Origin of the sequence: Amycolatopsis roodepoortensis, assembly GCF_024628825.1 — a bacterium.
GTDB classification, from domain to species: domain Bacteria; phylum Actinomycetota; class Actinomycetes; order Mycobacteriales; family Pseudonocardiaceae; genus Amycolatopsis; species Amycolatopsis roodepoortensis.
This window is the reverse complement of record NZ_CP102415.1, coordinates 1,395,541-1,417,410: the sequence shown is the minus strand read 5'-3', so window position 1 is coordinate 1,417,410 and position 21,870 is coordinate 1,395,541. Positions and strand designations below refer to the sequence as shown.

The following is a 21,870-nucleotide window of genomic DNA, read 5'->3' as shown; positions in this document are numbered from 1 at the left end:
CCATGAGCAGCAGCGGCAAGCGGATCGTGGTCACCGGCGCCACCGGGAACGTCGGGACGGCGGTGGTGCGCGCGCTGGGTTCGGACCCCGAGGTCGGTTCGATCGTCGGGCTGGCGCGGCGCCCCAGCCGCTGGGAGAGCCCGAAGACCGAGTTCGTCACCGCCGATGTCGCGCGCGACGACCTCCGGGCCGTGTTCGACGGTGCCGACGTGGTGATCCACCTGGCCTGGCTCTTCCAGCCCACGCACCGGCCCGAGGTCACCTGGCGGGCCAACGTGCTGGGTTCGATCCGGGTGTTCGAGGCCGCGCAGGCGATGCGGGTGCCGTCACTGGTGTACGCGTCGTCGATCGGGGCGTACTCGCCGCGGGACGACGACCACCCGGTGACCGAGGACTGGCCGACGCACGGCTCGCCCAAGGCGGCGTACACCCGGGAAAAAGCTTATGTGGAACGGGTTCTCGAGGCGTTCGACCGCAGTCATCCACGGATGCGGGTGGTCCGGGTACGCCCGGGATTCCTGTTCCAGAAGGCCGCGGCGCCCGAACAGCGCCGTCTTTTCGGTGGGCCGTTCGTGCCCGGCAAGCTCGTCCGGCCGTCACTCGTCCCGATCCTTCCGGACATCCCGCAGCTGAGGATCCAGACCGCGCACACCGAAGACGTGGCCGACGCCTACCGTCGTTGTGCGCTCCAGGACGTCAAGGGCGCCTTCAACATCGCCGCCGACCCGGTGCTGGACACCCGCGCGCTCGCCCGGATCTTCGGTGCCAAGCCGGTGAAGGTCCCGGCCTCCTTGGTCCGCCACGCCCTCGCCGCGGCTTGGTCGCTGCACCTGATCCCGGCCACTCCGGGGCTGTTCGACGCCGTGCTGCATCTCCCGGTGATGGACTGCACGCGCGCCAGGGAAGAGCTGGGCTGGACGCCGCGGTACTCGTCGGAGGACGCGATCGAAGCGTTCCTCAAAGGATTGCGGGAAGGCGACGGACTTCCCACCGAACCGCTGAAACCGGACGTCGGCCGGTGGCACGAACTGGCCACCGGGGTGGGGGAGCGACCGTGAACGAGAAGGAACTGCTGCACACGCTGACCAAGGTGGTGTCCACTTTGGACGGCACTTCGGTGCGGTTCGCCGTCGCGGGCGGCCTCGCCGTGTACGCGCGGGGCGGCCCGCCGTCCGACCACGACGTCGACCTCTTCCTGAAACACGAGGACATCGAGGAAGCGGCGGAAGCGCTGGAAGCCGCGGGGCTGAGACGAGTGCATCCGCCGGAGGACTGGCTTACCAAGGTCTACGACGGCGACTGCCTCGTCGACCTCATCTTCCGGCCCAACCACCGGCCGGTCACCGACGAGATGCTCGACCGCGCTTCGCTGATGCGGGTCGGGGCGACCGCCGCACCCGTGCTCAACGGGACCGACCTGCTCGTCGACAAGACGCTCGTGCTCAGCCCGCACCGCTGCGATTTCGGGCCGTTGCTGCGGATCGCCCGTGACCTCCGCGAGCAGGTCGACTGGCACCGTGTGGCCGAGGAGACCGCCGAATCGCCGTACGCCTGGTCGTTCCTGACCCTGCTCGCGGCACTGTCCATCATCGACGGAAAGGAGCTTCCGATGCCTCAGGAAGCGCCCCAGTATCTGGTCGCCAGGCTGACCAAGGCGCTGGCGGAGGATCCGAGGACCGCCGAACTCGGCGTGCACGTCACCGTGCGCGGCGACCAGGTCCGGCTCAGCGGCGAGGTCCCGTGCGCCAACCGCAAGGCCGACATCGAGGCGGTCGTGTGCGAACACATCGCGGCCGAGCTGGTGCACGACGACATCCGGACGGCGGACGTCCGCGAGCCGTCGCACGCCGAGGAGATCCGGTGATCCGGGTCGCCGCGGTCGGGGACGTCCACCTCGGGGAGGACAACCGAGGCCTGCTGCGGCCGGCACTGGACAACATCGCCGAACACGCCGAGGTGCTGCTGCTCGCGGGCGACCTCACCCGGCACGGCAGCGTCGAAGAGGCGAGGGTGGTGGCCGACGAGTTCGCCGGACTCGACGTCCCCGTGGTGGCGGTGCTCGGCAACCACGACTACCACTCGGACCAGGCGGAAGCGGTCAGCGGACTGCTGGAGGAAGCCGGGATCACCGTTCTGGAGGGTTCGGCCACCACCGTGGACCTGGACGGCGGGAGGCTCGGCGTCGCCGGGGTGAAAGGCTTCGGCGGCGGGTTCGCGGGCAAATGCGCGAGCCGGTTCGGCGAACGCGAGATGAAGGATTTCGTCGAACACACCATGGCCGCCGCCAAACGGCTGCGCACCGCGCTGGAGGGGCTCGAACACGAGCAGCCCGACGTGACCGTCGCGTTGACGCACTACTCGCCGATCCCCGGCACCCTGCACGGCGAACCGCCGGAAATCCACCCGTTCCTGGGTTCGTACCTGCTGTGCGAGCCGATCGACGACGCGCAGGTGGCGCTCGCCGTGCACGGGCACGCGCACTACGGCAGCGAGCAAGGCGTCAGCCCGGGCGGGGTCCCCGTGCGCAACGTCGCCCAGCCGGTGATCCGGGCGGCGTACGCGACGTACGTCCTCGAACCCGCGAAGGTGCTGACATGAGGGATCGATTCCATGGTCAGCTGAGCGTTCTCGGCGAGCTGCTGTCGAGCATGTGCGGGATGGCATGCGAAGAGCTGAGACTCGCGAACCGGGTCTTCCTCGACCGGGACGTCGAAGCCGCCGCCGAACTCGCGGAGGTCGAGGCGAAACTGAACGCGGCACGGACCACGTGCGAGGACACCGCGCAGAAACTCCTCGCCCTGCAGGCGCCGGTCGCGCGTGACCTGCGGACCGTGCTCGCGGCGGTGTACTGCGCCGACCGGCTGGAGCGGATGGGCGACCTCGCCCAGCACATCGCCGACCAGGCCGCGCGGGCGCCGGAATTCGCCGTCCCGGGCGCCGTCGCCGGCCGGTTCGGTGAGATGGCCGGGCTCGTCTGCTCGATGGCGGACGACCTCGGCGCGGCGATCGACGGGCCGACCGCGGAGGTCTTCCACTCGCTCGCCCGGTCCGACCAGCGTGTCGACGCGCTGTACGAGGACTTGATGACGCTGGTCACCGAGCCGGGCTGGACCCACGGTGTCGCGCCGGCGATCTCGGTGGCGCTGCTGGCGCGGTTCTACGAGCGGTTCGCGGACCAGGTGGTCTCCGTTGCGCGGCGGGTGGACTTCGCGCTCACGGGGGAGCTGCCCGAGTCGTCGGTGCGGGATGTGCACGCTTCGCTTTGACGCTGCCGCTGCGCGTGGTGGGCTTCTGGTGGGGTAGCCACCGGATGTTGCGAAAGCCACTTTCGCAACCTCGGTGGGTCCTCGGGTTCTCCTTTGCAGGGGTGTCGTGCTGAGGGCTCCGGGGCCGTCGCGAAAGCCACTTTCGGGACGTTACGTGTCCCGAAAGTGGCTTTCGCGACGTCCGCCACCAGCGCAACGGAGCCGCTCCGGGCCACCGTTTCGTGAAGGCTTTCTGGCTGGGACCGCCGCCGGATGTTGCGAAAGCCACTTTCGCAACATCCGGCGTTGCGAAAGTGGCTTTCGCAACCCGGTAGGCGTTGGGGCTCTCCCGCGCAGGGGCGTTGCGCTGAGGACTATTGGGGTGTCGCGAAAGCCACTTTCGGGACGCCACATGTCCCGAAAGTGGCTTTCGCGTCACGCTTTCCCGCGCGAAACCGAAACGCCAGGCTCAGGTCGCGCGGTCCGCCAGCGCGTCCCGGATCTTGTCGATGAACGCCGTCCCCGGCGCCAGGATCCGGTTCGCCGGCGGCCGGTCCGGGGCGGCGGGATGCGGTCGCGTCGGGGCGATCTCCTTGGCCCGCAACACCTTCTCGCCCAGCTCCCGCAGTTCTTCCGGCGAGCAGGCGGCCTGTAGTTTCGGCAGGAGGTCGCTCTCTTCCTCCTCGATGTGGTGCCGGACGTCCTCGATCAGCTTGCCGACCAGCTCGTCGAACCGCTTGTCCGACGGCTCCAGTCCGATGAGGTCGTTCATCACGCGCTCGGCTTCGGCGTGCTCCTCGATCTCGTGGTCGGCGACCTCGTCGCCGTCCGGGAGGAGTTTCCGCGCGGCGGGGTACATGTGCTGCTCTTCGGCGATCGAATGCCGCACGAGTTCGGCGATCACGTGGTCCGCGAGGTCCTTCCGGTGCCGATCGCCGCCCTTCCCGGATTCGAGTTCCTTGAAGATCCGTTCGAAGGCGCGGTGGTCCTCGGTGATCACCGAGACGAGATCGTGTTTCGTGGTGGTGGTCATGGACACTCCTGTCCGTGGTCGTCAGTCCGACGCCGCACGGATACCCGTTCACCGCGGTTCAATCACCCGGATTCGTCGGTGACGTGGTGCGGCGCGCCCACGGGTTTCGATTCCGGGGAGCCGCGCTGGCGCAGGTACACGCTGAACACCGCCATCGAGCCGATGGCGAGAAATTCCGACTGCCAGTTCTGCAGTGTGCGGTTCCAGAAGTCCGACGACGCCAGATAGCCGAACCACGTCTCCGGATCACCGAATTCGGTGAGCTGTTCGGCGTTGTAGGCGCTCATCCCGGCCACGGACTGGGCCAGCCAGGACAGCAGGAACAGCCCCAGCATCACCAGGCCGAGCGACATCGAGAAAATCCCGGTGCGCCAGCCGCCCGCTCTCGCCCATTTCGGTGAATCGGCCGTCGAATGCCTGCCGATCTGCTGCTCTTCGTCCGATTCCAGCCCGGCCCGCCCCGCCGGTTTCGATTCCGGTGAGCCGCGCTGCAGCAGCCACACGGTCGCGAAGACGTACAGGAAGAATTGCAGGTACTCCGATTGCCAGTTTTCGGCGACGTCGACGGCGAAATCCGCGGACGTCAGATAGTCGAGCAGGCCGATCGGTTCGGCGGCGTGGCTGAGCCGCCTGTCGTTGTAGGCGGCGAGGCCCGCGAACGCCTGCCCGCCGAGGCTGAGCAGGAACAGCAGCCCGAACGCCAGCGAGAGGGCGTTGTCCCGGAGAAAGCGCCGCATCGTCCGCCTCCTTCACCGGTGGAGCAGGCCCAGTAGGACGCAGTAGCCGAGCACGGCCACGACGAAGACGAGGTAGACGGTGAACACCGGGCGCGCTTTCACGGTCCACCCACCGCGCAGTCGTAGACCTGTTCGTTCCGGTGACGGCAGCCCGCGCCCGTGATCACCCATCCGGTGGATGATTCGTGCAGGAAGAGGGTGTCGTGGGCGGTCTTCACCTGGGCTTCTTCGCTCCAGACGGAGACCGTCTCGGGCGTGCCGCCCGGAACGTCCGCGCCCGCGAGGCCGCGTTCGCAGGTTCCCGGCGCCCAGGATTCCTGGGCGCGGGGCGCCAGCAAAGCGCACGCCGAGCGGTGATCACCCGACGCGAGCGCGCCGAGGAACCGCGAGGCGGCCTCTTTCACCGGCTCTTGCCCGCTCGCTCCGGTGCAGCCGGCGAGCAGCAGGCAGACACCGAACGCCAGCGTCTTGACGATCACGGAGGGGGAGTACCCGGCCGTGCCGTCGTTCACACCTAAAGTCAGGAAGCGGGGTACTGCTTCTCCCGCAGCAGGTTCGCCAGGTGGACGGCGTTGCGCGCGAGGGTCGCGTTGGTCGAGGCGACCGCTTCGGGCGTTTCGTCGAGGTCGTTGTAGTCGCCGCCCTTCATCGCCTCGCCGTTCCAATAGGTCCCGCCCTGGGCGGGCACGGTGAACCCGACGTCGTTGAGAGCCTGGAACAGGTCGGCGGTGATCTTGTGGGCGCCGTCCTCGTTGCCGACGACGGCGGTGACCCCGACCTTGCCGAACATCGCGGGCCTGCCCTCTTCGTCCGTTTCGGACAGTTCGGCGTCGAGCCGTTCCAGCACTCGCTGGGCCACACTGGACATGTGGCCGACCCAGGTCGGCGTGGAGATCAGCAGGATGTCGGCCGCGGCGACCTTCCGGCGGATCTCCGGCCAGGCGTCGCCGTCGCCCATGTCGCCTTCCACGCCGGGTTTGACGTCGTGGTCGACCACGCGCACGAGTTCACCGGTGGCGCCGTGCCCGGCCAGTTCGTCGAGCAACTGCTGGGCGAGCAGCGCGCTGCTCGACGGCGCGGGCGACGGTTTGAGCGAGCACACCAGTGCGAGGGCCTTCAACGGCTGGGTCATCCTGTCCTCCTGTTCGGGTCGGTACCGAGCCCCGTATGGGTGAAGCCGGCCTCGCCGACGGTCGCCGGATCCAGGAGATTCCTGGCGTCGACGACGACGGCGCGCTCGGTGGCGGCGGCGAGCCGTTCCCAGTCGAGCTCGCGGAACTCGGGCCACTCGGTGAGCACCACCAGCGCCGCCGCGTCCTTCGCGACCAGGTACGGGTCGTCGACGACCTGGACGATGTCCGGTTCGACGGCCTCGACGCCGGGGTCGTACGCGGTCAGCACCGCGCCGCTCCTGGCGAGCTCCCGCGCGACCGCGAGCGCGGGGGACTCGCGCAGATCCCCGGTCCCCGCCTTGAACGCCAGTCCGAGCAGCCCGATACGGATGCCCGAGAGCGAGCCGTCCGAAACCCCGGTGATCGCGAGGCGGATCTTCCGCACGACGGCCGCCCGCTGGCGCGCGTTGGCCTTCATGGCGTCACGCAGGATGCCGAAGTCGACGCCCGCGTGCTCGGCGGTCCGCAGCAGCGCGGCGGTGTCCTTGGGCAGGCACGAGCCGCCCCAGCCGGGCCCTGGCACGAGGAAGGCTGGGCCGATCCGGGAATCGAGCCCCATGAGCCGCCCGACGTCGCGGATGTCGGCGCCGTAGTGCTCGCACAGTTCGGCGAGGACGTTCACATAGGACACTTTCAGCGCCAGGAACGCGTTGCTGGCGTACTTCGCGAGTTCGGCGCTGGCGGGATCGGTGAACCACACCGGCGCGTTCGTCTCGCCGTACAACGCGGCCACCCGTTCGGCGGGCTTCCGGCTCTCCGGCAGCGAGCCGAGGACGATCCGGTCGGGCTGCAGGAAGTCCTCGACGGCGTGCCCCTCGCGGAGGAATTCGGGATTGCTCACCACGGGCAGATCCGGCCGTCCGAGCAGCTCCGCCAGCCGGGTCCCGGTGCCGACCGGGACGGTGGACTTGGTGACGACGGCACAGCCGGGCCGCAGCAGGCCGGGAAGCGTGGCAACGACCTCTTCCAGCACCCGGACGTCGGCGGCACCGTCCTTACCTTCCGGAGTGGGCAGGCAGAGGAACACGAAGTCCACTTCGGACAGGTCGGCAGGCTCGGTGGTGAACCGGAGCCGTCCGCAGCCCAGGCCGTCCCGGACGAGTTCCGTGAGCCCCGGCTCGACGATGGTGACCTCGCCGCGCCGCAGCCCGTCCACTTTGGACCGATCGTTGTCGACGCAGACCACCTGATGCCCCAGCCGGGTGAAGCACGCGGCGCTCGTGAGCCCGACGTAGCCGGCGCCGATCACCCCCACCCGCTCACCCACGGGAAGCCCCCGCGGCCAGCAGGCCTTCGGCGGCGGCGAGGACGCGCTCCTCGCGTAACAGCAGCAGCCCCGGGTCCGGGGCTTCGCCGTGCGGATCGCCGACGTCGCCCACCCAGAGGACGGTGTGCTGCCGGGCCTCGGGAGGCGGGCCCCAGAGCCGCGGCGGGGTCGGCCCGAACAGCAGGACCGACGGTGTCCCATATGCGGTGGCGAGGTGCCCGACACCGGTGTCGCCGCAGATGACCAGCCGCGCTTCGGCCACGGTCGCGGCCAGTTCGGCGAGCCCGTCGCCGGCGAGCACCGACTCGGCCGGCAGCCCGGCCGCTTCGGCGATCTCGCGGGCGAGCGGTGCTTCCGCCGCGTTTCCCGTGACGACCACGCGGTGACCGCCGGAGAGTGCCCGCGCCACCCGCGCGTACCGGTCCGGCGGCCAGCGCCGGGCGGCGTACGCGGCGCCGGGATGGATCACCACCGCGCCCGCCGCCGGGCTGGGGCCGGGAGGCGGGGGCAGCGCGAGATCGGTGCGGTCGGCCGGGATGCGGGCGGCCTCGAGCAGACGGCACCAGCGGTCGACTTCGTGCGCTTCGGCGGGCCAGTCCGGCCCGTCGACGCCGGGGAAGTCCGGATGCCGGTACGTGATCAGTTCGAGCGGGTCCTGGGCGAGCAGGTCGTGGATGCTCTCCGGGCCGCGGCCGTGCAGGTTGACCGCCAGCCGCGGCGGCTCGCCGGGCCAGGACAGTTCGCCTAGCCCGGCCGTGGGGAGCAGCTCGTCCACCGCGTCGATCAGTTCGACGATGTCGCGCAGCTTCTCGGGCGCGGCGAGCACCAGGCGCTCGCCGTCGAAGGCGCGGCGCAGTGCCCGCAGGGCGGGAATCGCGGTGAGCAGATCTCCCAGGCCGAGGGCGCGCAGCACGAGGATGCCCCCGGTCACGGCCAGGACCCCTCTTCCGAAGCGCACACCACGAGTTCGCGGACCTCGCAGCCGGGCGGCTGGGAGAGCGCGAACACCACCGAAGCCGCGACGTGCTCGGGCTGGTTGAGTTTCGCGTCCGGCGGCGGCTTGTACTGCTCCGCCCGGTCGTCGAAGAACGCCGTGTGCATCCCGCCGGGGACGAGCAGCGTCACCCCGACCCGGCCGGCCAGCTCCATGGCGAGTGCCCTGGTGAAGCCGACGACACCGAATTTAGAGGCGCAGTAGGCGCTCGCGTCCCCGGCCACCCGCAGCCCCAGCGTCGACGCGCAGGTCACCACCGTGCCGTGGCTCAGCCGCAGGTGGGGCAGCGCGGCGCGGACGACCGCGGCCGTGCCGAGCAGATTGACCCGCACCACACGCTCCCAGTCCTCTGTGGACACTTCGTCGAGCGCGCCGCACGCGTCGGTCCCCGCCGCGGTGAAGACGCCGTCGATGCCGCCCGCCCGTTCGGCGAGTTCGTCCACGGCGCTCGCGGCCGCGGCGGAATCGGCCAGGTCGGCCTGGACGAAGGCGACGTCGGCCGCCGGTTCGGCGCGGTCGATGACGAGGGGTGTACCGCCCGCTTCGCGGACGGCTTCGACGGTCGCGGCACCGAGTCCGGAGGCGCCGCCGGTGATCAGGACGTTGCCGAGAGGGCGCATCATGCTCCTTCCGCCGCGGCCACCAGCCGGGTGGTGGAATAGCCGCGGATGGTCGGGATCAGGACGATCTCGCCGCCGTGCCTGCGCACGACGGCGCTTTCGGGGAGTTCCGTGTCCGCGTAGTCGCCGCCCTTGACCCAGACGTCCGGGCGAAGGCGGTCCAGTACCGCGGCGGGATCGGGTTCGTCGAACACCACGACGGCGTCGACCGAAGAGAGCTCGGTGAGCAGCCGGGCGCGGTCCCTGGCGGTCACGATCGGCCGTCCCGGACCCTTCAGGCCGCGCACGGAGGCGTCGGAATTGAGGCAGACGACGAGGGCGTCGCCCAAGGCACGCGCCTGCCGCAGCAGACTCGCGTGCCCGGGGTGCAGCAGGTCGAAACAGCCACCGGTCGCGACGAGCCTGCCGCCTCGCGCGCGGACCCGTGCGGCCACGTCGAACGCCGAAGCGCCGTGGTGCGCCGTCTCCGGTCGCGGTTCGTTGTCCACAGTGGACAGTGTGGCGGCGCCGCCGGTGGCGACGAACCGCGCCGCCGTCTCGACCCCGGTGGCCACCGCGTCGGCGGTCGACGCTCCGTCGAGCAGCGCGGCGGTGACCGCGGACGCGAAGCGGTCGCCCGCGCCGCAGGTGTCCTTGGCGACGACGCCCGACGGCGGCCGGAACGTCGTGCACGAGCCGCCCTCGGTCAGCACAGCGCCACGGGAACCCGTGGTGACGCAGACCGCGTCGGCCTTCCAGAGCGAGTGCACCTGCTTCGCCAGGTCCTCGGCGTCGGCGCGGGACTCGGTGAGCTGCTCGGCTTCGGCGAGATTCGGGGTGGCGAGCCGGATGCCCGCCACCGGCTCCGATCCACGGGGATGGGGATCCCAGACGACCGGGATCGTGCCCGCCAGTTCGGCGAGCAGCTCGCGGATCTCCGGATGGCCGGTGACGCCGCGGCCGTAGTCGGCGACGAGGATCGCGCCCGCCGAGCGCAGCGCTTCACGGACGTCTGCGGTGAGCGGCGAGTACTCCGCCCTGCCGTCACCGCTGTCGAGCCGGACCAGCGACTGCCCGGCGGCGCGCACGCGGGTTTTGGTGACGGTGGTGCCGCACAACGGCATCGGTACCACCCGGACCTCGCGCTCCAGCAGCCCGGCCAGGGTCCGGCCCGCGTGGTCGCCACCCAACGGGGTGACGAGGACGACCTCGGCGGTGGACCGGGCCGCGAGCAACGCGGCCAGCCCGGCGCCGCCCGGCCGCCGCCATTCGCGGGCGAGGTCGACCACGGGGACCGGCGCGTCCGGGCAGAGCCGGTCCGACGTGCCGTCGACGTCGACGTCGAGCAGGGCGTCGCCCAGCACGACCAGCGGCCTCACGTGGGCACCCCGAGCGCGTCGTCGAACGCGGTGCACAGGGCGTGCACCAGCGCGAGATGGACCTCCTGCACGGTCGCCGTCGACGGCGCCTCCACCGGGATCGCGTCGTCGCACAGAGCGGCCAGAGGGTTGGGGGAGGGGCCGGTGATCGCCCAGGTGGTCACACCGAGTTCGTGGGCGGCCTTCGCGGCCGCGACGACGTTCTGGCTTCCCCCGCTGGTCGAAAGGCAGACGAGGATGTCGCCGGAGCGGCCGTGGGCGCGCACCTGGCGGGCGAACACCTCGTGCTCGCCGTAATCGTTGACGATGGCCGTCACCGCGGAGGTGTCCGCGTGCAGGGCGATCGCCGAGAACGGCTGCCGGTCGTTGCGGAACCGGCCCACCAGCTCACCGGTGAGGTGCTGGGCTTCGGCGGCGCTCCCGCCGTTGCCGCACGCGAGCAGCCGCCCGCCCGAGGACAGCACGGTGGCCAGATGCCCACCCCAGTCACGGATCTTCGGCGACCACGAAGCGGACTTCCCGGCGGCCTCGCTCAACGCTGCGAAGTGTTCTTCGATCACGACACACCTCCAAGATCAGGGACGGCGGACCACGAAAGGTCCGAGGGCGAGCAGGTCGATGGGGGCCGAACCGAAGCACTCCAGCGCGTCCCGCGGGGAATCGACCATCGGCCTGCCCGCGGTGTTGAGGCTGGTGTTGACCACGGCGGGGACCCCGGTACGCCGTTCGAACGCGCCGAGCATGCGCGCCACGAGCGGTTCTTCGCCCGCGTCGACGGTCTGCACCCGGGCGGTGCCGTCGACATGGGTGACGGCGGGGATGCGATCCCGCCACTCCGGCGCGACGTCGTGCACGAAAAGCATGTAGGGACTGGGAAGCGGGCCGCGGGAGAAGATCTCGCCCGCGCGTTCGGCGAGCACCATCGGGGCGACCGGGCGGAACTGCTCGCGGCCCTTGACGTCGTTCAGCCGTTCCAGATTGGCCTCGTGCCCGGGATGCGCGAGCAGCGAACGATGGCCGAGCGCGCGGGGGCCGAATTCGGAGCGGCCCTGGAACCAGGCCACGATCCGGTCCTCGGCCAGCGCTTCGGCGACGGCCTCGGCGACGTCGTCCGGACGTTCGTAGCGCACGTTCGCGGTCTTGAGCGCGTTCTCCAGCTGGTCGTCCGTGAAGCCGCGGCCCAGGTCGGCTCCGGTCATCGGGCGGCCGCGTTCGCCGAAGTCGGCCGCGAGCTGCAGCGCCGCGCCGAGCGCGGTGCCGGCGTCACCGGCGGCGGGCTGGACCCAGATCCGGTCGAACGGGCCCTCGGCGTGGAGCCGGGTGTTGGCGACGCAGTTGAGCGCGATCCCGCCCGCCATCGCGAGGTCGGTGTGCCCGGTGTGCTCGTGGATCTTGGCCGCGAGTTCGAGCAGCACGTCCTCCAGGCAGCGCTGGACACTCGCGGTCAGGTCGGCGTGGACCTGGCCGGGTTCCTGCCCCGGCTCGACGGCGGGCGCGAACGAGGTCCAGTCGATCTCGTCGGTGCGGAAGCCGAGTCCGTTGGTGTGCACGCTTTCCGCGATCCGGTCGAGGAACCGGGGCTTCCCGTAGGAGGCCAGCGCCATCACCTTGTACTCGTCGCTGGAGCGGGCGAATCCGAGGTGCTCGGTCAGGTCCTCGTACATCAGCCCGAGTGAATGGGGGAGTCGTTGCTCGGCCAGCTCCTCGAACTTGCCGTCGCGGTACTCACCCGCTAGATAGGACGTGCTCTCGCCGCGGCCGTCGGCCACCAGCACCGCGCAGTCGTCGAACGGCGCGGCGAGCGCGGCCGAGGCGGCGTGCGCGACGTGGTGCCGGACGAACCGGACGGTCGCGGGATCCAGTCCCGGCAAGGCCGCCTTGAGGAACGCGGGAGCCCGGCGGGCGAAATCGGTGCGGAGGCATTCGTTCTTCCCGTCGTGCCCCGCCAGACCCGGCTCGACGAGCGCCGGATCGTACGAATAGCCGACGGCGTCGAGATCCTGCGCGGAGATCCCCGCCTCCGCCAGGCACCACGCGGCGGCTTCGGACGGCTGTTCCCAAGCGGAGAACGGCACCGGCCGCTTGCCGTGCTTGCGACGGCTGAACCGTTCTTCCTCCGCCGCGGCCACGATTTCGCCGTCGACCACGAGGGCCGCGGCCGGGTCGTGGAAAACGGCGTTGACACCGAGTATGCGCACCGGGCCACCTCTCCGGTCGGGGATGCGGGCCGTGACCCGCGCTTACTCCCGTAGCGCTACCCGGTGCAGTCGGCGATAAACGACGCGGCGCGAAAGCCCAGGACGTCGCTACTCAGCGAAGCGTCTCTCCGGGGATCTGAGCGCCGGGTCCCGGTCCGTCATTCGCGTGATCGGAGCCGTAACTCACGTGCTTGAAGCCGTAACTCACGTGATCAGAGCCGATCCGGCTTCAAGCACGCGTGTTACGGCTCCGATCACGTGAGTTACGAGTTCAGGCTCCGGCGGCCGGGTACGGGCCGGACCGCGGCCGCGCGAACCAGGCGACGGTGCGCGGAAGCCCTTCCGTCAGCGGGACTTCCGGCTCCCAGCCGAGTTCGCGGCGGGCACGGGAGATGTCCGGGCATCGGCGGGCCGGATCGTCGACCGCCGCTTCGACGTACTCGATCCGCGACGCGCTGCCGGTGACCGCGAGGATCTCCTCCGCGATCCGCCGGACGGTGAGTTCGTGTGGATTGCCCAGATTCACCGGGCCTGGCACGTCGGAATCCGCCAGCGCGATCAGCCCGCGTACCGTGTCGTCGACGTAGCACAGGGAACGGGTCTGGTCGCCGGTGCCGGTGACGGTGAGCGATTCGCCCGCCAGCGCCTGGCCGATGAACGTCGGGATCATGCGGCCGTCGTCGGGGCGCATCCGCGGGCCGTAGGTGTTGAAGATCCGCGCTATGCCGGTGTTCACGCCCCGCTCCCGGCGCATGGCCGAAGTGAGCGCTTCGGCGTACCGCTTGGCCTCGTCGTAGACGCTGCGCGGTCCGATCGGGTTCACGTGGCCCCAGTATTCCTCGCGCTGCGGGTGCTCCTGCGGATCGCCGTAGACCTCGCTCGTCGACGCGAGGACGAATCGGGCGCCGTCGCGTTCGGCGATGTCCAGCGCCCGCTCGGTGCCGTGCGAGCCCGCGCGCAACGTCTCGAGCGGAAGACGGAAGTAGTCACGGGGCGAGGCGGCGGACGCCAGATGGAAGACGGCGTCGAACGGGCCCGGCGCGCTCATCGGCCCGGTGACGTCACGGGAGAGGAGCCGGAACCCCGGACGGTCGAGGAGATGGGCCACGTTGGCCATGACGGCCGTGGCGAAATTGTCGGCCACGACGACCTCCGTGCCCGCGTCGAGCAGACGTTCGCACAGATGCGAGCCGACGAAACCCGCGCCCCCGGTCACCAGCACTCTGTCCATGGCGACTGGCTACCCGCGGTGAGGGCCGGAAAAACCGTGTGAATCCGGCGATGCCGGGTACGCCTCCGATATGCGTGCATTGGTGATCGGCTGGGCGAGCTTCCGGCACGGCGAAGCGACGGCAGGAGACGTTCTCAGTATGCGCAGGGTCGGTAAAGCGCTGTCGACCATGGGGCTTCCGCACGACCTGGCGTGGAGCCCGGTGTACCGGCCGGGCGACGTGAACTACGAAGAGGTGGATCCGGCGCGGTACAGCCACGTGGTGTTCGTCTGCGGGCCCGCGCACGGCAGGCAGGTGCGCGAGGTGCATCGCAGGTTCGCCCACTGCCATCGGATCGCCGTCGGGGTCTCGGTGATCGATCCCGAGGACGACACGGTCACGGGTTTCGACCAGGTCTTCGCGCGGGACCGGGGCGGGGTCGGCACACCGGACCTCTCCCTCGGCGTGCCGACCGACACGGCCCTGGTGACGGGAGTGATCCTGGCGCCGGAGCAGCGGGAGTACGGCGACTCCGGCCGCCACGCGGCGGTGCACGCCTCGGTGAAGGAGTGGATCGCCGGGGTGGACTGTGCCCGGGTGCCGCTCGACACGCGCCTGGCCGCGTCGGATTGGGAACGCTGTGAGACGCCGGACCAGTTCACCTCGATCCTGTCGCATCTGGACGTCGTGGTCACGACCCGGCTGCACGGACTGGTACTGAGTCTTCAGGCGGGCGTGCCCGCACTGGCCATCGACCCGGTCGAGGGCGGCGGCAAGGTCACCGCGCAGGCGGACGCGCTCGGCTGGCCCGCGCTCGTCCCGGCCGAGGAGGCGGGCAACCGGGACGTGCTCGACTCCTGGTGGCGCTGGTGTTCTTCGGTGCAGGGCCGGGCGGTGGCCGCGCTGCGCGCACTGCCCGGAGACGACGGGCTCGTGCGGGACATGGTGAAGGCGCTCAAGACCAGGCCGGTGCGATGAGCGCGCCCGCGACGACGGTGGTGATCGCCACGCGCGATCGGGCACCGGAACTGGAACGGACGTTGCGACGGCTGACGGCGCTGCGGCCCCCACCGCCGATCGTGGTGGTGGACAACGGTTCGTCCGACGGCACGGCGGACCTGGCCGCCGCCTTCCCAGGCGTGCGCGTCGTCCGGTTGCCGCGCAACATCGGCGTGTCCGCGCGGAATCTCGGCGTCGCGGTGGCGCGGACGCCGTATGTCGCCTTCAGCGACGACGATTCGTGGTGGGCCGACGACGCCCTCGCCGAGGCCGAGCGCATCCTCGACGCCCACGAAGACGTCGCCCTCGTCGCCGCGAAAACCCTGGTGGGGAAGGAGGAACGGGAGGATCCGGTAGTCTCGTTGATGGCCGCCAGCCCGCTCGGCAGGCCCGACGGGCTTCCCGGACCGGCCGTGCTCGGGTTCCTCGCCTGCTCCGCGGTCGTCCGGCGGACCGCTTATCTGCAGGCCGCGGGGTTCCACCCGTTGCTGCATTTCGGTGCCGAGGAGCGGCTGCTGTCCTACGATCTGGCGGCGCGCGGCTGGTGGCTCTGTTACGCGGAGGACGTGCGGGCACACCACCATCCGTCGCCGGTGCGGCCTTCGTCGTCGTGGCGTGAGCGCGCCGAACTCCGCAACCGGATGCTGATCACGGTGATGCGGCGGCCCGTGCGCCGCTGCCTCGCCGAAGGATTGCGTGTGCTGGCAAGGGTTCCGCGGGAACCACACGTGCTCGGCGCGCTCGCCGGCGTGCTCCGGCGGCTGCCCCGCGCGCTCGCCGACCGGCAACGGCTGCCCGCTTCGGTGGAGCGCCGCATCCGCGTTCTGGAACACGCCCATGGAGGATGAAGTGACGGACCGCATCACGGTCGTGGTGATCACGCACAACCGGCGCGAGCAACTGCTGGAAACCCTCGACTCGATGACCGCGCTACCCGACGCAGCGCCGATCGTGGTGGTGGACAACGCTTCCGGTGACGGCACGGCGGACGCGGTCGAGGAACGGTTCCCGTCGATCCGGGTGATCCGCTCGCCGCGGAACCTCGGCGCCGTCGCGCGCAATCTCGCCGTCCGTGAGGTGGAGACGCCGTATGTGGCGTTCTGCGACGACGACACCCGGTGGCAGCCGGGATCGCTGCGGCGCGCCGCCGAGCAGCTCGACACCCACCCCGGCTTGGGTGTGGTGACCGGACGGTGCCTGGTGGAGCCGGCGCTGACCGAGGACCCGATCACCCCGGAACTGCGGCACTCCCCGGTCCCCGGCCCGGACTGGCTTCCCGGCCCGGCGCTGCTGGGCGTCATGGCGGGCCTGTCGGCCGTCCGCGTGCGCGCTTTCCACGACGTCGGCGGCTTCTCCGACCGGATGTGGCTCGGGGGAGAGGAAGAACTGTTCGCCCTCGACCTCGCGGCCAAGGGCTGGTGGATGTGCTGGGACGAGGAAATGGTGATCCATCACGCCCCGTCGGCCGTCCGCGATCCGCGGCGGCGACGGCAGCTCGGCATCCGCAACACGCTGTGGACGTTGTGGCTGCGCCGTCCGCTCGGCAGCATCGCGCGCCGGATGGTCGCGGTCCTGCGCTCGGCACCCTTCGACCGGGCGACGTTCGCGGCGGTGGCGGAAGCGGTGCGGGGGATCCCGTGGGTGCTGCGGGAGCGCGCGGTGGTGCCGGCCGGGGTGGAGCGGGGGCTGGTGCTGCTGGAGGAGTCACAGCGGAACTCGGTCGCGCGACGGTATGTGGGGTGAGCGGGTTCTTGAGGTGTTGCGAAAGTGGCTTTCGCAACCTTGAACGTTGCGAAAGTGGCTTTCGCAACGTCGGCCGGGGTGGGTAGGTCGGGCGATGTCGCGAAAGCCACTTTCGGGACATCAGGCGTCCCGAAAGTGGCTTTCGCGACATGCGCACCGGGGCGGGCTTAGTGACCGAGCGTGGTGGGTGTGTGGAAATAGGGACGTTCAGTGTCTCTATTTCCACACACCTCGCCGCGGGGGTTGCGAAAGCCACTTTCGCAACCTTGAACGTTGCGAAAGCCACTTTCGCAACGTCGGCCGGGGTGGGTAGCTCGGGTGATGTCGCGAAAGCCACTTTCGGGACATCAGACGTCCCGAAAGTGGCTTTCGCGACACGCGCGCCGAGGGGCGCGACCGAGCGCGTACCAGGCGGAGGAAGCCGCTCAGGAAGGCGAAGCGGCAGTCGCCACTTCCGTCTCCCCACTCGAAACGCGCCCGTAAGCGCGCAAAGTATCCGCCGCCACCCGATCCCACGAGTACCGTGCCCGCACCCGGTCGGTCCCCGCGATCCCGAACGACTCGCGCGCCGAAGCGTCGCCGAGGAGCCGCCGCAGCGCCGCCGCCAGGTCCTTCGGGCTGCGAGGCGGGACCAGCAGGCCCGTGACACCGTCGACGACGGTGTCGGTCAGCCCGCCCACGGCGGTCGCCACGACCGGGACACCGCACGCCATCGCCTCCAGCGGCACGATGCCGAACGGTTCGTACCAAGGCGTGCACACCACCGCGTCGGCGGAGCGCAGCAGGGCGGGCATGTTCTTACGGGACACCAGGCCCGGCAGGCGTACGCGGTCGGCGACGCCGGCCCGGTCGGCGATCGCCTGGAGCCGCCGCACTTCCGGAGCCCCGGCGAGCGGACCCGAGTCCGGGCCTCCGGCGATGACCAGTTCCGTGTCCGGGAGGGAGGGCAGCGCGGCGATGGCGAGGTCGAAACCCTTCCGTGGCACCAGCCTGCCGACGCTGACGATCCGGTGCCGGGCCGTGCGGGGAGCGGTCTCACCGTCCGGGGTGAACTCGGCCAGATCGACTCCGCACGGGACGACCGAGGCGCGTGACCGCGGCAGGCCCATCCGCACGAGTTCGAAGACCTCGTCCGAACAGGTCGCGATCACCCGGTCGGCCTGTTTGGCGATCATCCGTTCGAGCCGGATCCGTTCGGGTGGGCTCGTGTCCTTTTTGCCTTGATAGCGCCGTTTCACCACGCCCAGTGCGTGAAAGGTCTGGGTCACCGGGATGCCGAGATCCTTCGCCGCGAGAATCGAAGCCAGGCCGGACATCCAGAAATGCGCGTGGACGACGTCCGGCCGGTCCTTGGCCCAGCGGGAGCGCAGCACCCGCCCGAACTCTCCCATATGCGGCAGCAGTTCGTCCTTCGGCAGCTTCCTCGCCGGGCCCGCCGGGACATGGACGACGCGGTAACCGTCCGGCGTCTCGACCGTCGCGGCGACGCGCCGGTTCTCGCGGCGTGTGTAGACGGTGACGTCGTGGCCCTGCCTGCTCAGCGCGGCGGAGAGCTCGGCGACATGGACGTTCTGGCCACCGGCGTCCACGCCGCCGAGGGCGGCGAGCGGGCTGGCGTGTTCGGAAACCATCGCGATCCTCATCGGGCTCCTTCCCGCCGCGGTCGGCGTGGTCAAGCGGTCACCTTGGTCAGCAGGGCGTCCCAGCGGGCGAGGAACGCGTCGAGCCCGTAATGGCTCAAGGCGAACTCGCGGGCGGATTTCCCTGCCAAGACGGCGAAATCGGGTTCATGGATCAGTTCGCGGTAGGCCCGCGCGAGTACGTCGATGTCCGTCGAGACGGCACCGGCGTCGGGCGGGACCGCGAGAATGGCTTCGGTGGTCGCCAGCGCGACGACCGGCATGCCGAGGTGCATCGCTTCGAGCAACGACAGCCCCAGCGACGTCCACCGGGCGGTGTGCAGGTAGACGCGGCGCCGGGAGACCTCGGCGTGCAGGTCCCGGGTGCGCAAGTCGCCGCCTGGCCGCACCGCGGGGTGACGGCCTTCCAGCTCTTCGCTGCCGATCCCGAACACGTCGACCGGCGCGATCTCCGCGAACGCGGGCAGCAGATCAGTTCCGGTGATCCGCCCCCGCCTCACCGGTTCGTTGATCAGGGCGGCGCCGTGGGGGAGTTCCCCCGTGTAGCGCTCACCCGGATCGGGGATGCCGTGCGGGACGACCACCGTGGGAGCTAGACCGGAGTCCCACATCAGTTCGTTGAAGTGGGTCACGTGGGCCAGCGGGATGTCGTCCCGGTCGGCCAGCGGATGCCGGGTGGTGGCCGCGTGCTCCCGGGGCGTGTTGTGCTCGACGTAGACGGCGGGGATTTCCTTGCCGGGACGGCGGTGCAGCCAGCGCGCCGCCAGGTGGATCTCCTCGGGCCGCTGGAGAACGACGACGTCGAAGTCGAGGTCTTTCAGTTCGTCGACCGGGGTCTCCTCGGCGGAGGGCCAGTCACGGCCGCTGAGACCGCGTCCCCAAGGCCCGCCTTCGGCGAGCAGCGGCAAGTGATAGCAATGGCCGCCCTGCACGAAGGATTCGGTCCAGGATCCGTGGACGTGCCACAGGAAAATCCGGAGCGGGGCCGTTTTCGTCATACCCGCCAGGTTGCCCGTTGTGGACGGACTAAACGTTTTCCGTTGTCTTACTTTGCTTCCGCCGGGAAACCCGGGTGGCCGCGATACCGATCACGAGGGCCGCGAGCGAGGTCAGCGCGTGGAGGACGTTGTCGGCCCAGCTGAAGTTGACCGCGTCACCGGACATGTCGGTCCCCGCCGAGAGCACACCGAACGCGGTCAGCCCGGCGAACGCCACGAAAGCCAGCCAGCAGTAGGCCGGGATCGCGGACGGTTTGAAGAACGCGATCACGCCGAGCGCCCCGAGCACGGTGCGGATGACGTCGAGCATCCCGGTCGCGCTGAAGATCCACAGCGTGTTCGCGCCCGCCTGGTTCGCCTCGGGGAGGAAGAAGAAGCCGAGCACCCCCAGGACGAGATGGACCAGTGCGATGACCAGCACCACCGGTCGCAGGAGGAAGCCTGTCGTACGCAGATTCATCGGAAACGCCTCCTGTTTCGCCAGAAGTCCGTCGGATACCCCGTGGAGACGCCGCGCACCGGCTCAGCCGGATTGCGGGTCGGTGTCGTCGTGGGGATCACCGGACGAGGTGCCCTGCTCCCCACGGACCTCTTCGCGTTCTTCCTCGTCTCGTTTCTCGCCGGGGTCGGCCTTCTTCTCCATTTGGGCCTCCTTCGGTCGCTTGTCCCTGCGGCTACCCCCTTCCGGGCGCCTCCAACCCTCGGATCGCCGGCCATTGTGGACGTTTGGCACCGCACGACCGGGGTAGCCGGGAACAACATTCGGCGAATCCGGAGGGGACATGACCGCGATCTCCAATGCAGCAGCGATTCCACTCACCCCGGCACGCCCCCGGCTGCTGCGGCCGCCGGGGGTGTACCGACCGCAACACGACACCTGGATGCTGGCGAGCGAGTTGAGCAAGTCAGGGATGCCCGCGGGGGCAAGAGTTCTGGACCTCTGCACGGGGACGGGCGCCCTCGCGCTGGCGGCCGCGGCGCACGGCGCGGGATCGGTCACGGCGGCCGACATCTCGCGGCGGGCGCTGGCCGCGGTGTGGGTCAATTCGCGGGTGCGCCGGCTCCCGGTGCGGCCGCTTCGTGGCGGCCTGCCCGAAGCGGCGCGCGGCGGGCCGTTCGACGTCGTGCTGGCGAACCCGCCGTATGTGCCGTCACCGGTGCCGGCGGCCGGGGCCGCCCGGGCGTGGGACGCCGGGCCGGACGGCCGGATCGTGCTCGACCAGGTGTGCGCCGGGGCGTCGTCCCTGGTGGCGCCGGGCGGCTACCTGATGATGGTGCACTCCGCGGTCGCGGGCCCCGGCAAGTCGCTGGAGCAGCTGCGAGCCGCGGGATTGACGCCTTCGGTGGTCGCCACCCGGTCGATCCCCTTCGGGCCCGTCATGCGGGCACGGGCGGCCTTCCTCGAAGCGGCGGGCCTGATCGTCGCCGGGCAGCGGCACGAGGAACTGGTGGTGATCCGTGCCGACCGGCCGTGAGACCAGGGTCCGGATCGAACCCGGCGGGCCCCTCCTGGTGGAGGGGCCGGTCGAGATCGTCACCGAAGACGGCGAGACGGTGACCTCGGATCGCTTCGTGGTCGCCCTTTGCGCCTGTCGCCGCAGCAAGCGCTACCCGTTCTGCGACACCAGTCACCGCCGCCGTTCACGCCAAGGGGTGCAACGGCCGCAGGAGTGAGCTCTCGCCGGCCGACCAGGCACCCAGCAGGTGCTCGGTCAGCCGGCCCTCCAGCAGGTCGGTGGCCTGGATGCCCAGCGCGATGTCCGCCGCCAGGCCAGGTTCCCGCTCCAGCAGATCGCCGACGACGTCGTGGCGCAGGACCTGTTCGTGCACCGCGTCGGCCTCGATGTGCTCGGTGTAGAAGTACCGGCATTCGGCGGCCCCGCCGAGGCGTTCCAGCGCCTGGTCCATGCGCCTGGCGGCGGGCGCGGTGGTGATCTCGGCGGCGGCGAAGTGCCCGACGAGCGCGCCGCGCAGGCTCCGGTGCAGCCCGAACAGCGACATCATGTTCACCGTCGCGAGCATGTGCGCGGGGACGTGATCGAGGTAGGCGAGGTAACCGGACGACAGGCCCGCCGCGGTGAGCAGATCCGCGAACAGGCGGGAATGCGCCTGGTCGGCCCGCCCGCCGCCGAACTCGTCGAATTCCACCGCGACCAGCGCCGCCTTGGCCCTGCCCCGCAGCCGCGGGATCACCCACGCGTGGGGATCTGCCTCCTTGAGGTGGTAGATCGACCGGTGCGCGAAGTACTCCTCGACGTGCCACCATTCGCCCTCGTCACGCAGGAAGTGGGAGACCCCGCCACCGTCGAGCGGTTCGACGAGCAACTCGTCCAGCAGCCCGGCGACGTCGTCCCCACCGGGTACGGCGGCGCGGATCCCGTCGAGGAACGCGTGCTCCAGGACGGACCGGAAACCGAGCAGGCGGGAGTCCCATTCCCACTCGGGGTCGACGCCGTCGAAGCCCTGGTAGTGCAGCTCGTAACAGACGTACAGCGCCAGTTGCAGGTCTTCCCCGAACGGGTCGGCGTCGGTCGCCGCCTCGAGGTCGAAGTCGTCGCGGCGGCCGCCCGCCAGGGTGTCCACCACGGCGGCCGAGAGCGGGCCGCGGATCTCGGGCAGCCTCGCGGCCACCTCACGGTCGATCGTCGTCATGTC

24 protein-coding genes are annotated in these 21,870 nt (G+C 70.6%); 9 read left to right on the top strand and 15 right to left on the bottom strand.

The window, feature by feature from the left end; genetic code table 11:
• Positions 1-2: 2 nt before the first annotated feature.
• From NQK81_RS06705 to NQK81_RS06690, 4 genes are read left to right on the top strand one after another with little or no spacing between them, the layout of a single operon-like run.
• Positions 3-1,058: an NAD-dependent epimerase/dehydratase family protein gene (locus tag NQK81_RS06705; protein WP_257487521.1), complete on the top strand. Its 1,056-nt coding sequence runs from the start codon at positions 3-5 to the stop codon at positions 1,056-1,058.
• Positions 1,055-1,864, top strand: a complete 810-nt coding sequence (locus tag NQK81_RS06700; protein WP_126730837.1) for a nucleotidyltransferase family protein — start codon at positions 1,055-1,057, stop codon at positions 1,862-1,864. Before NQK81_RS06705 ends, NQK81_RS06700 begins: the two co-directional genes overlap by 4 nt.
• Positions 1,861-2,598, top strand: coding sequence for a metallophosphoesterase family protein (locus NQK81_RS06695; protein ID WP_257487520.1), 738 nt, complete (start codon positions 1,861-1,863; stop codon positions 2,596-2,598). Before NQK81_RS06700 ends, NQK81_RS06695 begins: the two co-directional genes overlap by 4 nt.
• Complete coding sequence (locus NQK81_RS06690; protein ID WP_257487519.1) at positions 2,595-3,266, top strand: phosphate signaling complex PhoU family protein; 672 nt, start codon at positions 2,595-2,597, stop codon at positions 3,264-3,266. The genes NQK81_RS06695 and NQK81_RS06690 overlap by 4 nt, the downstream gene beginning before the upstream one ends.
• Positions 3,267-3,714: 448 nt before the next feature.
• On the opposite strand, the gene NQK81_RS06685 is transcribed toward NQK81_RS06690, so the two are convergent.
• The 11 genes from NQK81_RS06685 to NQK81_RS06635 form a co-directional block, all read right to left on the bottom strand.
• Positions 3,715-4,278: a hemerythrin domain-containing protein gene (locus NQK81_RS06685; protein WP_257487518.1), complete on the bottom strand. Its 564-nt coding sequence runs from the start codon at positions 4,276-4,278 to the stop codon at positions 3,715-3,717.
• A 62-nt stretch (positions 4,279-4,340) separates the two neighbouring features.
• Positions 4,341-5,015 carry a DUF6766 family protein gene (locus NQK81_RS06680; RefSeq protein WP_126730844.1) on the bottom strand — a complete coding sequence of 225 codons (675 nt, stop codon included), beginning with the start codon at positions 5,013-5,015 and terminating at the stop codon, positions 4,341-4,343.
• 98 nt (positions 5,016-5,113) lie between these two features.
• Entirely contained in the window at positions 5,114-5,527 is a 414-nt protein-coding gene (locus tag NQK81_RS06675) for a hypothetical protein (protein ID WP_257487517.1), read from the bottom strand.
• Between the two features lie 8 nt (positions 5,528-5,535).
• A complete protein-coding gene (locus NQK81_RS06670; protein ID WP_126730846.1) occupies positions 5,536-6,147 on the bottom strand; it encodes a flavodoxin family protein in 612 nt (203 codons plus the stop codon).
• The gene (locus NQK81_RS06665; RefSeq protein ID WP_371878888.1) at positions 6,144-7,442 is read right to left on the bottom strand and encodes a UDP-glucose dehydrogenase family protein; all 1,299 of its coding nucleotides are present in this window, start codon (positions 7,440-7,442) and stop codon (positions 6,144-6,146) included. Before NQK81_RS06665 ends, NQK81_RS06670 begins: the two co-directional genes overlap by 4 nt.
• Before the next feature lie 4 nt (positions 7,443-7,446).
• Positions 7,447-8,385 carry a glycosyltransferase family 9 protein gene (locus tag NQK81_RS06660; RefSeq protein WP_321183082.1) on the bottom strand — a complete coding sequence of 313 codons (939 nt, stop codon included), beginning with the start codon at positions 8,383-8,385 and terminating at the stop codon, positions 7,447-7,449.
• Positions 8,382-9,068: an SDR family oxidoreductase gene (locus tag NQK81_RS06655; RefSeq protein WP_257489706.1), complete on the bottom strand. Its 687-nt coding sequence runs from the start codon at positions 9,066-9,068 to the stop codon at positions 8,382-8,384. Before NQK81_RS06655 ends, NQK81_RS06660 begins: the two co-directional genes overlap by 4 nt.
• Complete coding sequence (locus NQK81_RS06650) at positions 9,068-10,426, bottom strand: PfkB family carbohydrate kinase (protein ID WP_257487515.1); 1,359 nt, start codon at positions 10,424-10,426, stop codon at positions 9,068-9,070. The genes NQK81_RS06655 and NQK81_RS06650 overlap by 1 nt, the downstream gene beginning before the upstream one ends.
• Positions 10,423-10,986, bottom strand: a complete 564-nt coding sequence (locus tag NQK81_RS06645; protein ID WP_257487514.1) for a D-sedoheptulose-7-phosphate isomerase — start codon at positions 10,984-10,986, stop codon at positions 10,423-10,425. The genes NQK81_RS06650 and NQK81_RS06645 overlap by 4 nt, the downstream gene beginning before the upstream one ends.
• Before the next feature lie 15 nt (positions 10,987-11,001).
• Positions 11,002-12,624 carry a carbamoyltransferase family protein gene (locus NQK81_RS06640; protein ID WP_257487513.1) on the bottom strand — a complete coding sequence of 541 codons (1,623 nt, stop codon included), beginning with the start codon at positions 12,622-12,624 and terminating at the stop codon, positions 11,002-11,004.
• Between the two features lie 271 nt (positions 12,625-12,895).
• A complete protein-coding gene (locus NQK81_RS06635; protein WP_257487512.1) occupies positions 12,896-13,855 on the bottom strand; it encodes an NAD-dependent epimerase/dehydratase family protein in 960 nt (319 codons plus the stop codon).
• A 70-nt stretch (positions 13,856-13,925) separates the two neighbouring features.
• Between NQK81_RS06635 and NQK81_RS06630 the strand changes: the two genes are divergently transcribed.
• Genes NQK81_RS06630 through NQK81_RS06620 form a run of 3 tightly spaced genes read left to right on the top strand, consistent with a single transcriptional unit; the run spans position 13,926 to position 16,577 of the window.
• On the top strand, positions 13,926-14,813 hold the full coding sequence (locus NQK81_RS06630; protein WP_257487511.1) for a polysaccharide pyruvyl transferase family protein: 888 nt from the start codon (positions 13,926-13,928) through the stop codon (positions 14,811-14,813).
• A complete protein-coding gene (locus NQK81_RS06625) occupies positions 14,810-15,682 on the top strand; it encodes a glycosyltransferase family 2 protein (protein ID WP_257487510.1) in 873 nt (290 codons plus the stop codon). Before NQK81_RS06630 ends, NQK81_RS06625 begins: the two co-directional genes overlap by 4 nt.
• Complete coding sequence (locus NQK81_RS06620) at positions 15,672-16,577, top strand: glycosyltransferase family 2 protein (RefSeq protein ID WP_257487509.1); 906 nt, start codon at positions 15,672-15,674, stop codon at positions 16,575-16,577. The genes NQK81_RS06625 and NQK81_RS06620 overlap by 11 nt, the downstream gene beginning before the upstream one ends.
• 425 nt (positions 16,578-17,002) lie before the next feature.
• Here NQK81_RS06620 and NQK81_RS06615 read toward each other — a convergent pair whose 3' ends face one another.
• From NQK81_RS06615 to NQK81_RS06605, 3 genes are read right to left on the bottom strand one after another with little or no spacing between them, the layout of a single operon-like run.
• Complete coding sequence (locus NQK81_RS06615; protein ID WP_257487508.1) at positions 17,003-18,220, bottom strand: glycosyltransferase; 1,218 nt, start codon at positions 18,218-18,220, stop codon at positions 17,003-17,005.
• Between the two features lie 29 nt (positions 18,221-18,249).
• Positions 18,250-19,215 carry a glycosyltransferase gene (locus NQK81_RS06610; protein ID WP_257487507.1) on the bottom strand — a complete coding sequence of 322 codons (966 nt, stop codon included), beginning with the start codon at positions 19,213-19,215 and terminating at the stop codon, positions 18,250-18,252.
• A gap of 28 nt (positions 19,216-19,243) precedes the next feature.
• Complete coding sequence (locus NQK81_RS06605; RefSeq protein WP_257487506.1) at positions 19,244-19,675, bottom strand: DUF4383 domain-containing protein; 432 nt, start codon at positions 19,673-19,675, stop codon at positions 19,244-19,246.
• A gap of 322 nt (positions 19,676-19,997) precedes the next feature.
• Here NQK81_RS06605 and NQK81_RS06600 point away from each other — a divergent pair, with 322 nt between their 5' ends.
• Positions 19,998-20,690 (top strand): methyltransferase, encoded by a 693-nt coding sequence (locus NQK81_RS06600; RefSeq protein ID WP_126730861.1) that lies wholly within the window; start codon positions 19,998-20,000, stop codon positions 20,688-20,690.
• Entirely contained in the window at positions 20,674-20,889 is a 216-nt protein-coding gene (locus NQK81_RS06595; RefSeq protein ID WP_034322975.1) for a CDGSH iron-sulfur domain-containing protein, read from the top strand. Before NQK81_RS06600 ends, NQK81_RS06595 begins: the two co-directional genes overlap by 17 nt.
• On the opposite strand, the gene NQK81_RS06590 is transcribed toward NQK81_RS06595, so the two are convergent.
• Positions 20,857-21,867 carry an iron-containing redox enzyme family protein gene (locus tag NQK81_RS06590; RefSeq protein ID WP_257487505.1) on the bottom strand — a complete coding sequence of 337 codons (1,011 nt, stop codon included), beginning with the start codon at positions 21,865-21,867 and terminating at the stop codon, positions 20,857-20,859. The two genes, NQK81_RS06595 and NQK81_RS06590, sit on opposite strands and share 33 nt — an antisense overlap.
• Between the last annotated feature and the right edge of the window lie 3 nt (positions 21,868-21,870).